Consider the following 15,253-nt stretch of genomic DNA (forward strand, 5'->3'; position numbering starts at 1 on the left):
AGGGTTTCAAAACCCTGCCGGCACTGTAATCAATATTAATTACTGCTTCCTGTTTCAGCAGGTTTCGTTACTTGTTTTACTAAGTCCTGAAGTGTTTTACCTTTTTCTGCACCAGTATTATGGATTCTTCTGTTGTAAACATCCTGCCAGTCGATCAATGGGTATACATTGTTTTCTTTTGCCTGCTCGTCAAATAGTTTTTGAAGTTCAGCCAGTTTTTCAGGATATTTTTTAGCCAGGTTGTTACGTTCGTTAAAATCTTCATTTAGGTTATAAAGTTCCCATACATCTGTATCGAAATTACTTTCGGCCGGTTTTTCGTTTTTGCCTAACGATTTTTTTACCGCAAATGAATCCGGAAGGTGTGCCGCAGCCGCTTTCCATCCGTCTTTGTAAATAGCTCTGTTTCCAAAAATGTAGTAATACTGAACTTTATGCAATGATTCTGCTTTTGGATTGTCTAAAGAAGCTTTGAATGTAGATCCCTGAATAATATCCTGTTTGATTCCTTTGATATATTCCGGTGCTTTAATTCCGGCAATATCCAGTGTGGTTGGAAGTAAATCAGTTACGTGGCTGTACTGGTTTCTGATACCGCCTTTGTCTTTAATTCCGTTTGGATAAAATACAATTAACGGATTGTGTGTACCTCCTTCTGAGTGGGCATCCTGTTTCCAGTTTTTAAAAGGAACGTTGGTTGCCTGTGCCCATCCTAACGGATAATTGGTATTTAAACCTTTTGCTGTACCAATTTCATCAATATTAGCTAAGTTTTTCTTTAGGTTTTCTTCGTCAGATACACCCTGGGAAAATAAGCTTTGGTTGATGGTTCCTTCTGTGGTTCCTTCTTTACTGGCTCCGTTATCTCCAATGGCCACAAAAATTAAAGTATTGTCAAGCTGACCGCTTTCTTTTAAGTAATTTACGACTCTTCCAATTTCATAATCGGTATAGGTCAGGAATCCGGCGTAAACTTCCATGAATCGGGCATACACTTTCTTTTGATCCGGTGTTAGTTTTTTCCAGTCCGTAATGAGCGGATTGCGTTCCGGCAATACGGCATTGGCAGGGATTACACCCAATTTCTTCTGATTGGCGATAACTTCTTCACGATAAGCATCCCAGCCTTTGTCAAATTTTCCTTTATAAGGGTCACTCCATTTGGCAGCAACCTGATGCGGTGCATGCGCTGCTCCCGGTGCATAGTATAAAAAGAAGGGTTTTCCTGGTGCTGCCTTTTGCTGTTTCTGGATATAGCTGATCGCTTTGTCGGTAATTAATTCATTCAGGTGGCGCCCGTCCGGTTTAATGTGAACCTGATCTTCTACTAAATCCGGATTGTACTGATCCGTTTGTGAACCTAAGAATCCGTAAAAATGATCGAAACCTTTTCCGGTCGGCCATCTGTCAAACGGTCCTGCATCAGTAGCATCTTCATCAGGAGTAACGCCATATTTACCAACAGCAAAAGTGTTATAGCCGTTTTCACGTAGAATCTCGGCAATAGTTCCTTTATCTGATGGAATTCTTCCGTCCCAGCCCGGGAAACCTGCGGACAGAACCGTGTGGGAGAATCCGCTTACGTGTACTCTTCCTGAATTTCTTCCGGTTAATAAGGCAGCACGTGTGGGTGCACAAATAGCTGTAGTATGGAAATTGGTATAACGTAAACCGTTATTGGCTAAATTGTCAAAAACAGGCGTACTGATTAATCCTCCAAAAGCACTTGACGCTCCAAACCCAACATCGTCCAGTAAAATCCAGACAATATTAGGAGCACCTTTTGGCGCTTTAACCGGATCAGGCCAGTATTCTTTAGAGTCGGCCAGAGTTTTACCAATTGTTCCTTTAAATTCTGGCTGTTCTTGTGCAAAGCCAAACTGTGCCAGCAGCAATGCAGTAATCAAAAGTCCTTTTTTAGGACTTTTGATTGTTGGGGTATTTTTTAATTTTTTCATTTGTAATAGTTTTTTGGTTTGTGGTTCAAGTTTAATATCCAGGGTTTTGTGGTAAACCAATCGGATCAATATTTCTTTCACTTTGTGGAATCGGGTATAGGTTGTTTCTTTCCGAAACGGAGTTTTTAGCGGTAACTTTTTTCACTTCTGTAACCAAAGTACCCCAGCGAACCAGGTCAAACCAGCGTTGTCCTTCCTGAACAAATTCTTTTTTACGTTCTTCCTGGATTGCTGCCCTGAAAGTAGTTTGGTTTAATCCGGCTAAATCTACTTCAGCGTCAGGTGTTGTAATGGCTTTTCCGTAAGCTCTTCTTCTCACTTCATTGATCAGTTCATAAGCTTCGGCAGTTGGTGCGCCGTTTTGTTCATTTATGGCTTCAGACAGGGATAATAAAATGTCGGCATAACGAATTAAAGGGAAATTGATGGCTACGTTTGATGGAGTTGCTAAATTGTTTAAATCCAGATATTTTTTAAAAATCGGTTTAGGAAACGTATACAATGTTCCGGTTGTTGGGTTAAGCAGCTGTTTGGCATAACTTACATCCCTGCGGGTGTCTCCGGTTTCATAAATATCATAGAACAAAGCAACGTCTGAAATAATATCTGCCGGTTCTGTCGCTGTAAACCCGGTAAAAGAGGTGGCCTGAAAGGTACTTCCGCTGGAACCGTTTCCTGCCTGGTTAGGTTCAAACTGTACAGAGAAAATATGCTCTTTTCCGTTCTTTTTTGTTTTCGTAAAAATGTCCTGAAAGTTTTCAAATAAAGCATATCCGTAACCACCGTTTATAACTTCTCTTGCTTTAAGAATAGCATTTGGCCAGTCTTTTCTGGTCAGGTATACTTTTGCTAAGATTGCTTTTGCTGCTCCCGCTGTTGCTCTTCCGGCATCTGCAGCCGTATAAGCAGCCGGTAAGCTTTCAGCATCTGTTAAATCTTTTACAATCTGAGTATAAACTTCGTCAACCGTCGCTCTTTTTGATTTTAAACTTTCCAGCTGGATAGAAGTTGGTTCGTGAAGTACAATTGGAACACCGCCCCAAATACGTACTGCCTGAAAATAAAGTAATCCGCGGATAAATTTAGCTTCGTTGATTAATCTTGTTTTTACCACTTCAGATCCTGATACTTTAGGAATATTGTCAATAGAAACATTGGCTCTGTTGATTCCGGCATAGATTTGTCTCCAGGCTACCTGAACACGGTCATTGGTAGCATCATGGGTTAAACTGCTCATTGCCCTAACCTGCGGGTTTGTAGCCGAAACTCCTGCTGCGGCATAATCAGATCCCATATCGGTCAGGAAATAGAGGTTTCTTCCAAATAAACTCTGTTCTCCCGGATCAATGTTTAAAGAAGCGTAAACGGCAGTAACACTGGCTACGGCATCGTCCTGGGTTATAAAATAATTGTCTTCGGTTACAAAAGAGGTTGGTGTTACCTCCAGGTCGGTGCAGGATATCAGTAAACCGGCACTCAAAAGGAATGTTAAGATAATCTTTTTCATTTTATATTTTTTTTACTTAAAAAGTTACGTTCAGGCCGGAGATGAAGGTTTTGGAGTTCGGATAAGAACCAAAATCAATTCCCGGGTACAGGTTGTTTTGTTCGTATGAACTTACCTCCGGATCATAACCGGTATATTTTGTCCAGGTTACCAGATTCTCTGCCGATACATAGAATTTTACGCTTTTTGCTCCCAGTTTTTTAGAAGCACTTTTAGGTAAAGTATAGCCCAGAGTGATTAATTTTAATCGTAAGAAAGAAGCATCTTCTACATAACGCTCAGATACAATTCCTAATGGTGAACTAGATGCTCTTGGGATTTCGTTACTTGGATTGGATGGTGTCCAGCGGTCATTTAGTGTAGTAGAAGCATTGGTTCCAAGAGTTGAAATTTCTAACTGCTGGTTTAAAGCGTTGAAGATTTTAGCACCATAAGATCCCTGAAATGAAAAGCTCAGGTCAAAATCATTATACGAAATACTGTTACTGAAACTACCAACAAATTTTGGCTGGGATGAACCTAAGTTTCCTTTATCAAGAGCGGTAATCACACCGTCTCCGTTAGTATCCACATATTTTCGGTCTCCCACTTTTGTGTTGGCCAGACTGTTAATTTTAGGCTGTGTGTTTACTTCTTCCTGAGTCTGGAAAATTCCATTTGTTCGGTAACCCCAGAAGGTTCCCAAAGGCAGACCTACTTTTACAGTTACAGGCTGCTGTTGTAGTAAAGATCCGTTTGGTACAACCGGAAAAAACTGATCTACTCCGTTTCCAATAGCTACCACTTTATTTCTGTTGGCAGAAAATACGATATTAGAATTCCATGAGAAGTTTTCTGTTTTCAGGTTTTCAGTGTTTAAACCAATCTCGATACCTTTATTTTCAACACCTCCAATGTTTTGAAGCACACTTGCATAACCTGAAGTTAACGGCACGGGAACGCTGATTAATAAATCGTTTGTTTTCTTGTAATACACATCAAAAACAAAATTGATTTTTCGGTCTAAAAGAGATAAATCTAAACCAACATTATATTGCGTTGTTTTCTCCCATTTCAAATCCGGATTAGAAAGCCGGGTAGGTGCAAGACCGGTATATATAGTTCCTCCAAATGAATAGTTTACAGAACCCATTTGAGCTAAGGCCAGATAATTGCCAATTTCCTGATTTCCTGTTGTTCCAGCTGTAAGCCTTAGTTTCGCTTCGGTTACCCCCTTGATAGTATTGGCAAATTCTTCATCGGTAATATTCCAGGAGAAACCTGCTGACGGGAAATAACCCCAGCGTGATTCAGAACCAAATCTTGAAGATCCGTCTGCACGTCCGGAAAGTGTAAAATTGTATTTTCCTTTGTATGAGTAATTTACTCTTGCCAGCCATGATTTTAAAACACTTTCGTAAGCATCGCTGTATGGTTTCACTGCCACACCATCCTGAAGGGCATTATAGGTATTGGCATCGTTTACAAAAGTATTGGCTCCGGCTGTAAATACTTCGCCTTTTGTATATTGAAGTGTATAACCTCCTAACGCTGAGAATTTATGATTTTCACCAAAGTTGGTATTATAATTTACCGTATTTTCATTTAACACAGAACTTACCAGTCTGTCCCCAACAGAAGCAGAACCTTTTGTTCCTGCTCCGTTTGAAGTATTTGAAGGAGCATAATAATTTTGTTTGGTATCTATCACGTCACCGCTTACCGCAACTTTTGCAATTAGTTTTTTAGTGATTTTGTATTCACCAAATAAACTGCTTAGGATTCTGTTAATCTTGGTTTCGTTAATTGTATTTTCCAAATCATTAATTGGGTTCGGAACATAACCATTAGTAGAAGTAGTGTAAGGATTGTTGGTTACATTGTAGCTTCCGTCTTCATTTCTAATGGGTACCACGGGAGCTGTTAACAAAACACTTACCAGCGGGTTTGGATTTCTTCCTCCGCTGCTGTTGCTTGCAATACCATTAGAAACAGAGTTGCTGTAGTTGGCATTTACACCAAATTTAAAGTTTTGTGAGTAGTTCTTTTCGTAATTTACACGAAGTGAAATTCTTTTAAAATCAGATCCCAGAACAATACCTTCCTGATCAAAATACCCGGCAGAAATAGCATATCTGGATCTTTCGTCTCCACCAGAAAATGACAATTGGTGGTTTTGAACTGGCGTTGCTTTTCTAAACGCTGCCGACTGCCAGTCGTAGCTTCCGGAAGTTTTAAAAGCTTCAATCTGTGCATCGGTAAAAGAAGGTGTCTGGCCAATACTTGTCTGAACATCATTTCGTAAACCTGCCCACTGGCTGGCGTTCATTACGCTCAGTTTCTTTGAAATATTCTGAACTCCAAAATAGCCCTGGTACGAAATATTATCCTGTCCTTTTGTTCCTTTTTTCGTTGTAATAATGACAACTCCATTTGCTCCTCGGGAACCGTAAATAGCTGTGGCAGAAGCATCTTTAAGAACCTCGATAGATTCAATATCAGAAGGATTTATGGTGGATAAAACATTTAAACTCGCTCCGGCATTGGACACACCGGCGGAACTGTTGGAATTGTCATTGTAAATCAAAATTCCGTCCAGTACATACAACGGTTCGTTACCTGCCGTGATAGAGTTTCCTCCTCGAATACGAACACTGGAAGAAGCCCCCGGACGACCTGAACTTTGTGTGACTACCACACCCGAAACCGCGCCTCTCAGCAAGTTATCAGCCGATGAGGTTACCTGAGATAAATTGGCTTTTGGAACTGATGCTACAGAACCCGTAATGTCTTTTCTCTTTTGGGTTCCGTAACCTACCACAACCAGTTCGTCCAGTTCCTGTCTTTCTTCTTTTAAGTGAATCGTTACCGGATTTTTTTCAACTACTATTTCAAGTTTCTTATATCCTATGTAACTTACGATTAAGGTATACGGAAATTTCTGACCGGTCTGAAAATAAAATTTTCCTTCGGCATCTGTTACAACCCCGTGAGTGGTACCTTTAATATTTACAGAAGCACCTATAATTGGCTGATTTGTAATGTCATCGACTACCGTTCCGTCTAGTTTTGACTGGATAAGCGGTGTCGTATTTTGTGCCTGAAATGGCAGGGATGTTAACAAAAATGTAACCCATAAAATGAGGTTTATATTTTTTTTCATTTCTTTGTAATGGTTTTAAGTAATTAACAAGACGCCCTGAGCCCTGTTTATACAGCACTCTGAAGTGTTCTTGATTTAGTGATAAATATTCTTTAAGCCTCGCCATTTCTGTTGCCGCAGAAATGGCTTTTTTTATTTACAGCAGCAGCATTGCATTATTTTCATTTTGTCGTGTTTTTAGTTGGTTAATTATTTTCTTTTTAAAATACAGGTATATTCAAAAATCCTTTCGCTGCCCTTTATGGCATCAATCAGATGTTTGTAATTCAATAAAAGTAATCTTGTGGTGAAATTGAGATTTTCGTTTTTTCAGATTCAGAATTCAGTCTAATAACGAAAGGATTGTGTTGGTCATTAACAACAGAAGCACATATAACAACAATTGTTATAAGTATTTTTTTCAGGAAGAATGTAATACGATATGCTTTCGGTTGTTTTCACAATATAGTTTTTTTTAGTTTCAAATATTATTTATAAACTCTACTAATCCTATAGACAAAGTTAATTTTAATATAATAAAAACCAAAAAAATGTTTACTTTTTTTTGAAAAAGAAAGGGCACAGATCTCTAACCTGAATTAAAAACCAGATAAGAACCCTTTATTTATAAAGGCTTGTAAGAGATTCCGAAAGAATATTAAATGTTAATTTTTTTTGTGTCAATTTCCTAAATTGTAGTATTTTTTACTTGTTTTTTATTTCTGTAAATCCTTAATTTTAAAAAACAGGAGATTAAAACAGAGCATAAAAAACTATTTTTGATCTTGTCAGGTCTGTTTTTAGTGAAGCGGACTGTATTTTAAAGTTGATTTTGAATAAATTAGAGTAACTTTATAGACTTCAAAATAAATTATAAATTTTTATTCATCGTACAGATAAATACTTATATTTGTAATAAGTATTTATACTTAGTTTTTATTTTCAATACATGATCCAAGTTAGTAAAGCCTTAGAAATAATCGAAGCAAACAGCAATCTAATGTCAGTTAAACGTGTTCCGGTTAGCAAAGCATCAGGTTATGTCCTGGCTCAAAAAGTAGTTTCCCCTATTAATATGCCGCCTTTCAGGCAGTCGGCTATGGATGGTTATGCTTTTACGCACAGCATACGGCATCAATATGATATAATAGGAACTTCTCAGGCTGGAGATCATATAAATGTGAAGCTAAAAAGTACGGAAGCTGTCAGAATATTTACGGGTGCTTTTGTTCCGGACGATGCAGATACAGTTGTTATGCAGGAGCATGTTATGGCCAATAAAGATTCTATTTTGATTGCAACAATGCCCGAAAAATTGTCAAATGTGCGTCCGAAAGGTGAACAGATAAAAAAAGATGAGGTTGTTTTTGAAGCCAATACTTTACTGAGCCCTGCAGCTATTGGATTTCTTGCTAGTTTAGGTATTACAGAAATTGAAGTTTACAAAAAGCCAAAAGCAGCCATTTTAGTAACTGGAAATGAATTGGTACAGCCGGGTAAAAAATTGAAAAAAGGGAAAATATTTGAAAGTAATTCTATAATGCTTCAGTCAGCGCTTCAAACAATTGGTATCAGGAAAACGGAAGTATATTGTGTGAAAGATCATTTGAAAGCGACAAAAAAGGCACTTAAGAGTATCTTAAAAAAATATGATATTGTTCTGATTTCCGGAGGAATTTCTGTAGGAGATTATGATTTTGTAAAAGAGGCATTATTGCAGAATGAGGTTAAAGAACTTTTTTATAAAATCAACCAAAAACCGGGAAAACCTATGTTCTTTGGTTCAAAAGAGGAAACTTTAGTTTTTGCCCTGCCAGGAAATCCAGCTTCATCGCTGACTAATTTTTATGTGTATGTACTGCCGGCCATTAAAAAACGAATGGGGTTTTCAAACACTCATCTTCCAAAAATGGTTAGAAAACTGAATGATGATGTAAAGAATACGACTGGCAAAACATTGTTTTTAAAAGCATTATATGATGAAACAAATGTGACCATTTTAGAAGGGCAGGCGTCGTCGATGCTAAATTCTTTTGCTATTGCTAATGGTTTAGTTATCGTAGAATATAATTGCGAAATAATGAAAAAAGGGGAATCAGTGACGATTCTTCCAATTGATTAGTCTTTTTTAGATTCGGGAATAAAGAGAAGAGAGAATAGAGAGAATAGAATAGAGAGAATAGAATAGAGAGAATAGAATAGAGAGAATAGAATAAAGAGAATAGAATAAAGAGAATAGATTTTAGATAAAAGATGACAAACGCTGTATAAATAAAAACATATAGCAGGAAAAACGATTAAACAATTAACCCAATAAACGATTAACCCAAAAAATGAATCTCCTAAGTTCCGAAAATATAGTATTATTTAGTTTTGCCTTGATTGTAATTGCGTTTTTATATTCCAGTGTCGGACATGGTGGTGCTTCGGGGTATCTGGCTTTGATGAGCATTTTTGCTTTTCCGATTTCGATTATGAAACCATCGGCTTTACTGCTGAATTTGTTTGTTTCGAGTATTTCGTTCTTATTTTATTACCGAAATAATTATTTCAGACCCAAGCTGTTTTATCCGTTTGCGATTGCGTCGATTCCGGCAGCTTTTATTGGCGGATTTATAACATTAGACAATACGATTTATAAAATAATTCTCGGAATTGTATTGGTTTTTGCAGCATTGAGATTGTTTGGAGTTTTTAATTTTAAAGAAAAAGAAGAAGTAAAAATCAATCTGCCGTTTGCACTAACTATTGGATTTGCAATTGGGCTATTATCCGGAATGCTGGGCATTGGCGGCGGTATTATCCTGAGTCCGATTTTATTATTCCTCGGATGGGCATCGGTAAAAGAATCAGCAGCGATTTCGAGTCTGTTCATTTTTGTGAATTCATTTGCCGGAATGTTAGGTTTCTTTTTGGGAGGAAATACAATCCCAATGGAAAGTTTTTATCTGGTTCCAATTGCAGTAACAGGAGGAATGTTAGGAGGATTTTACGGAAGCGGGAAATTCTCGAATCGAACTTTAAAAATGGTTCTGGGAACGGTAATTTTAATGGCAAGTGTTAAATTGATTTTTCCTTGATATGTTAAAATTAACCGCAAAGAACGCAAGGCTTTGTAAAAGCGGTTTATAATAATAAAGTAGTAAAGCACGCAAAGCTTTGTGTCGATCCAGCTTTGCGAACTTAATTTTAAAGATATCAATGAACAAAAAAACTTAGCGCACTTTGCGGTAAAAAAACTGATCGCAGCTTGAAACAAGAAAAACTATGAAAACACTAACAGTATTTATTCTTTGTGGGGGAAAAAGCTCCAGAATGCAGTCAGAAAAAGGATTGGTTTTGTTTCAGGAAAAGCCATTCATAGAGCATATCATTCAGGCGATTTTGCCGATAACGAATCATATAAAACTGATTACGGCTTCAGAAGAATACAATTATCTGCCGTATGAAAAAATACCGGATTTAATTGAAGACAAAGGGCCTCTGGGCGGAATTTACACGGCATTATCACATTCTGAAACCGAATTCAATCTGATTTTAAGTTGTGATATTCCGCTGATTTCAACCGAATTATTGCAGGAATTAATTTCAAAACATACTAATGAAGCGGGAATTACGGTTTTTGCTTCCGAAAGTAAAACACATCCATTGATCGGAATTTATTCCAAAGAAATTGTTCCAATTATAAAAAGCGCTATCGATTCGAACGAACTAAGAATGATGGATCTGCTGGCAAAAGTGCCGCATCAGATTATCAATATAGAAGAAAGCGAAAATTATCATTTGACCAATGTTAATTCGCCGGATGAATTAGATGATTTAAATATCAATTCAATTTAAAGCAATATGGAAACTTTAAAAACACCCAAGTTAACAATCGTAGGCGCGGGCCCGGGCGATGTTGAACTGATTACGATGAAAGCCATAAAAGCTTTAAAAAGTGCCGATGTTGTATTGTATGATGCTTTGGTAAACGAAGAATTGTTAGAATATGCACCACAGGCCGAAATTATTTTTGTTGGCAAACGATTAGGCTGTCACGCTTATACACAGGATCAAATCAACGATTTAATTGTCTCAATGGCAAAAACACAGGGACATGTGGTTCGTTTAAAAGGCGGAGATCCGTTTGTTTTTGGAAGAGGAAGCGAAGAAATCGAATTTGCAGAAGATTTTGGAATTGAAACAGCTATTGTCCCTGGAATTTCATCGGCTTTGGGAGTTCCTGCTTCAGTTGGAATTAGTTTGACACAGCGAAAAGTAGCGGAGAGCTTTTGGGTAATTACAGGAACGACTTCGGCTCACGAATTATCAAAAGATGTTCATCTGGCTTCAAAATCAGCTGCAACAGTGGTGATTTTGATGGGAATGCATAAACTGAATGAAATTATTTCGATTTATCAAACAAACAGAAACGACGATCTTCCGGTTGCTATTATTCAAAACGGAACAAAAAATTCAGAGCAAAAAGTGATTGGAACTATTAGCACAATTACTAAATTGGTGGCTGAAAAAAATATTTCATCGCCAGCCATTATTGTAATTGGCGAAGTGGTGAGAAATACATCAAGCTGGATTTCTTATTTTCAGGAACATTTTGAAGATGAATTCATTTTTCAGAATTTAAATTTATAAAAATGATTGAGGTTAAATATTTTGGAGCTGTCGCTGAAAAAACAAAATGCGAATTCGAAAAATTATCTTTTTCCGAAGAATTGTCTTTGCAAAAACTATTGCAGGATTTAGACGAAAAATATGAATTGGAATCACTGACTTTCCGGGTTGCAGTCAATCAAAAAATAGTTTCAAAAACAGCAGATTACACTTTACAGACAAGTGACATTGTGGCTTTATTACCGCCATTTGCCGGAGGATAAATTATGAATGCAGATAACCGATACAACAGACAAATTATACTTCCGGAAATAGGAAAGGAAGGTCAGCAGAAATTAGCAGAAGCAAAAGTTTTGGTAATTGGTGCCGGAGGTTTGGGCGCTGCGATTTTACCGTATCTGGCTTCGGCCGGAGTGGGTGAAATCGGAATTGTAGATCATGATACTATTGAGATTTCAAATCTTCAGCGACAAGTGATTTATAAAACGGATGCTATCGGAAAATCAAAAGCGAAGGAAGCCAAAGCAATGATTTCGGACTTGAATCCTTTGGTTAAAGTAAAGGCAGTTTCAGAAAAATTATCGGGAAAAAATGCTCTTTCATTATTCGCAAAGTATGATATTATCGTCGATGCAACTGATAATATTGCCGTTAAATATGTAATTAATGATGCTTGTCTGGTAACTAACAAACCAATGGTTTACGGTTCTGTTTTCAGGTTTCAGGGACAAGTTTCGGTTTTCAATTATCAAAACGGACCCACTTATAGATGTTTATATCCGGAAGAAAATCTAAACGCTGCAAATTGTGAAGAAGCCGGAGTACTTGGCGTTTCGGTTGGAATTATCGGAATGTTTCAGGCCAATGAAGTTCTAAAAATGATTCTTGGAGTTGGAGAAGTTCTCAGGGGAAAAATATTGGTTTATAATACGCTGAAAAACGAACAGCAAAAGTATGATTTAGATAAAAGTGATTTTCAAGAAATAAGCAGAGAAGCATTCGAAAGAAAATACAATAAATGTGAAGTTGAAGAAGTAAGTTTTGATTCGGTTTTGGAAGAAATAAACAATGAAAATGTTCTTTTTCTGGATGTTAGAAATCAAGATGAATCACCAAAAATTAGTTTGCAGCATCAAATCCAGATTCCATTAATGAATTTGGAAAAAGAAATTGAAAAACTGAATAAAAATCAAAAAATCTATGTTTTCTGCCAATCCGGAATCAGAAGTAAAATTGCAGTTGAGTTGCTTCAAAAGCACCGATTTAAAAACATAAAAAGCATTGCTGGAGGCGCTTTGGCAATGAAAAATATATTGAAAGAAGAAATGATATAGCCACGAATTCACGAATTATCACGTAATAATTTGTGTAATTTAAATTTCACGAATTTATTTTTTAAAATCTATCCGCAAAGTATTGGATTAATTCGTGAATTCGTGGCGGAAAAAAAATAAATATAATGAGTAAAAATGTATTTGTAGAAGGCCCAATCTCACCTGAGTTTATAGCCGAGTCGATTGCCAAACATCAATCGAAACATACCATTGGGGCGCATAACATCTTTTTAGGACAAGTTCGTGCCGATGTAATTCACGATAATACTGTCGTGGCGATTGATTATTCCGCTTATAAAGATATGGCTAATGAAGCGTTGTACACGATTCGCGAAAAGGCTTTTGCTAAATTCGATTTGACTTGTATGCACATTTATCACAGTTTAGGTGTTGTAAAAGCGGGTGAAATCTGTTTATTCGTTTTCGTTTCGGCAACACGACGCAAACAAGTTTACGAAGCAACAGAAGCCATAGTAAACTGGATCAAAACCGACGTTCCGATTTTTGGAAAAGAAATGTTTGAGAACGATACATTCACCTGGAAACAAAATACTTAATGGTAGATATTACGCATAAAATAAGCACTTTAAGAGTAGCAACAGCAACCGCAATTGTAAAAGTCAGCAGGCAGGAAACAATTGATGCAATTGTGAACAATTTAGTGCCAAAAGGAAACGTGTTCGAAATGGCAAAAACGGCTGGATTATTTGCTGTAAAAAACACGCATTTATCGATTCCGGATTGTCATCCGCTTCCTATTGAATTTACTTCAGTTGAATATAATATTGAAGGATTGGAGATTCACATCATCTTCAAAGTAAAAACAGTTTACAAAACAGGAGTTGAGGTTGAAGCTATGCACGGCGCATCAATCGTGGCATTGACGATGTACGATATGCTGAAACCGATTGATAAAGAAATCGAAATTTCAACCATTAAATTGATTAATAAAGAAGGCGGAAAATCTTCTTTCAAAAATAAATTCCCAAATGCCATAAAAGCGGCGGTTTTTGTTTGTTCTGATTCGATTTTTGCGGGCGATAAAGAAGATCGTTCCGGAAAGACAATCGTAGAAAAACTAGATTCTTATGGAGTTGAAACTTCTCATTATGAAATCATTCCGGACGAATTAGAAATTATTCAGGAAAAAACGAAGGCTTTCACCAAAGAAAATCAGTTGGTAATTTTTACAGGCGGAACTGGTTTATCACCAAGAGATGTAACACCAGAAGCTTTATCACCGATTTTAGAAAGCAGAATTCCGGGAATCGAAGAAGCAATTCGCAATTACGGACAGCAGAGAATGCCGTATGCGATGCTTTCGAGAAGCGTAGCAGGAACTTTGGGTAAAAGTTTGGTTTTGGCTTTGCCAGGCTCAACAAACGGGGTAAAAGAATCGATGGACGCTGTATTTCCGCATGTAATGCACGTCTTTCATATTTTAAAGGGAAAAAACCATGACAGCCTCTAACACAATTTTGACGGACGGTTTTGGGCGCAGACACAATTATTTGCGTATTTCGCTGCTGGAAAAATGCAACCTGCGTTGTACGTACTGCATGCCGGCGGACGGAATCGCGCTTTCTCCAAAAGCCAGTTTAATGACGGCCGACGAGATTTTTGCTATCGCTCAGACTTTTGCACAAAATGGTGTTGACAAAATCAGGTTAACGGGAGGAGAACCTTTACTAAGAAAGGATTTTCCTGAAATTGTTTCTAAATTATCGACTCTGGATATTTCACTTTCTTTAACCACAAACGGAATCTTAATTGATCGTCATACAGAGACTTTAAAGCAGTTTAAAGTCAAAAAAATCAATTTGAGTCTAGATACTTTGGTTTCGTCTAAATTCGCTTCTATAACGCTTCGAAATCAGTTTGAGAAAGTGATTGATAACCTGCATTTACTTTTGAATAACTATTTTCAGGTAAAAGTAAATGTGGTTTTGATAAAAGGCTTTAATGATAACGAAATTGTCGATTTTGTGAAACTGACTCAGTTTTTGCCCATTTCGGTTCGTTTTATTGAATTTATGCCTTTTGCCGGAAACGAATGGGACAGGAGTAAAATGGTTTCGCAGAAAGAGATTTTATCTTTAGTGGAAACTCAGTTTTCTTCAAGCGAAATTCAGAAACTGGAAGATGAAAAAAACTTCACTTCGAGAAATTATAAAATAAACAGTTTTCAGGGCGATTTCGGAATTATAAGTTCCATCACAAATCCGTTTTGCGACAGCTGCAACCGAATCCGCCTGACGGCTGACGGGAAAATAAAGAACTGCCTTTTCTCCAATTCTGAAACTGATTTATTAACACCTTTTAGGAACGGAGAATCCATCACCGATTTGATTTCGCAATCCATTCAAAATAAAATGAAAGTCCGCGCCGGAATGGCTACGGTTAATGAGATTAACGATCCTGCACTTCATTTTGATAATCGCAGTATGATTACGATTGGAGGATAGGAGTCTGGAGTTGTGAGTTATGAATTATGAATTATGAGTTATGGGTTATGAGTTATGAGTTATGAGTTATGAGTTATGAGTTATGAGTTATGAGTTATGGGTTATGGGTTATGGGTTATGAGTTATGAGTTATGGGTTATGAGTTATGGGTTATGAGTTATGGGTTATGAGTGATGTTTTACCAATGGTATAAAATAAAGGTAGTGTCTCACTAACTGTGTAAGTAAAAAATAATGGGGTTTTAATACCTCATT

The 15,253-nt window shown here is 37.2% G+C and carries 12 protein-coding genes; 9 read left to right on the forward strand and 3 right to left on the reverse strand.

Features of this window, described 5'->3' with window-relative positions; all coding sequences use genetic code 11:
* Window positions 1–35: 35 nt before the first annotated feature.
* Genes ACODST_RS24130 through ACODST_RS24140 form a run of 3 tightly spaced genes read right to left on the reverse strand, consistent with a single transcriptional unit; the run spans window position 36 to window position 6,607 of the window.
* Window positions 36–1,958, reverse strand: a complete 1,923-nt coding sequence (locus tag ACODST_RS24130; protein WP_488934651.1) for an arylsulfatase — start codon at window positions 1,956–1,958, stop codon at window positions 36–38.
* Window positions 1,959–1,989: 31 nt separating this feature from the next.
* Window positions 1,990–3,465: a RagB/SusD family nutrient uptake outer membrane protein gene (locus ACODST_RS24135; protein ID WP_488934652.1), complete on the reverse strand. Its 1,476-nt coding sequence runs from the start codon at window positions 3,463–3,465 to the stop codon at window positions 1,990–1,992.
* 16 nt (window positions 3,466–3,481) lie between these two features.
* On the reverse strand, window positions 3,482–6,607 hold the full coding sequence (locus ACODST_RS24140) for a SusC/RagA family TonB-linked outer membrane protein (protein ID WP_488934653.1): 3,126 nt from the start codon (window positions 6,605–6,607) through the stop codon (window positions 3,482–3,484).
* A gap of 928 nt (window positions 6,608–7,535) precedes the next feature.
* Here ACODST_RS24140 and ACODST_RS24145 point away from each other — a divergent pair.
* From ACODST_RS24145 to moaA, 9 genes are all read left to right on the forward strand, one after another.
* The gene (locus ACODST_RS24145) at window positions 7,536–8,708 is read left to right on the forward strand and encodes a molybdopterin molybdotransferase MoeA (RefSeq protein ID WP_488934654.1); all 1,173 of its coding nucleotides are present in this window, start codon (window positions 7,536–7,538) and stop codon (window positions 8,706–8,708) included.
* Between the two features lie 211 nt (window positions 8,709–8,919).
* Complete coding sequence (locus ACODST_RS24150) at window positions 8,920–9,666, forward strand: sulfite exporter TauE/SafE family protein (protein ID WP_488934655.1); 747 nt, start codon at window positions 8,920–8,922, stop codon at window positions 9,664–9,666.
* A gap of 187 nt (window positions 9,667–9,853) precedes the next feature.
* Window positions 9,854–10,426: a molybdenum cofactor guanylyltransferase gene (locus ACODST_RS24155; protein ID WP_488934656.1), complete on the forward strand. Its 573-nt coding sequence runs from the start codon at window positions 9,854–9,856 to the stop codon at window positions 10,424–10,426.
* Between the two features lie 6 nt (window positions 10,427–10,432).
* Complete coding sequence (cobA, locus tag ACODST_RS24160) at window positions 10,433–11,221, forward strand: uroporphyrinogen-III C-methyltransferase (RefSeq protein ID WP_488934657.1); 789 nt, start codon at window positions 10,433–10,435, stop codon at window positions 11,219–11,221.
* A 2-nt stretch (window positions 11,222–11,223) separates the two neighbouring features.
* Entirely contained in the window at window positions 11,224–11,463 is a 240-nt protein-coding gene (locus ACODST_RS24165; RefSeq protein WP_488934658.1) for a MoaD/ThiS family protein, read from the forward strand.
* A 3-nt stretch (window positions 11,464–11,466) separates the two neighbouring features.
* Window positions 11,467–12,534 (forward strand): molybdopterin-synthase adenylyltransferase MoeB, encoded by a 1,068-nt coding sequence (gene moeB / locus ACODST_RS24170; RefSeq protein ID WP_488934659.1) that lies wholly within the window; start codon window positions 11,467–11,469, stop codon window positions 12,532–12,534.
* A 125-nt stretch (window positions 12,535–12,659) separates the two neighbouring features.
* Window positions 12,660–13,091 (forward strand): molybdenum cofactor biosynthesis protein MoaE, encoded by a 432-nt coding sequence (locus ACODST_RS24175; RefSeq protein WP_073416564.1) that lies wholly within the window; start codon window positions 12,660–12,662, stop codon window positions 13,089–13,091.
* Complete coding sequence (gene moaCB, locus ACODST_RS24180; RefSeq protein ID WP_488934660.1) at window positions 13,091–14,005, forward strand: bifunctional molybdenum cofactor biosynthesis protein MoaC/MoaB; 915 nt, start codon at window positions 13,091–13,093, stop codon at window positions 14,003–14,005. The genes ACODST_RS24175 and moaCB overlap by 1 nt, the downstream gene beginning before the upstream one ends.
* Window positions 13,992–14,999 carry a GTP 3',8-cyclase MoaA gene (gene moaA / locus ACODST_RS24185; protein ID WP_488934661.1) on the forward strand — a complete coding sequence of 336 codons (1,008 nt, stop codon included), beginning with the start codon at window positions 13,992–13,994 and terminating at the stop codon, window positions 14,997–14,999. Before moaCB ends, moaA begins: the two co-directional genes overlap by 14 nt.
* Window positions 15,000–15,253 lie beyond the last annotated feature (254 nt).

It is taken from the genome of Flavobacterium sp. FG19, assembly GCF_057809475.1.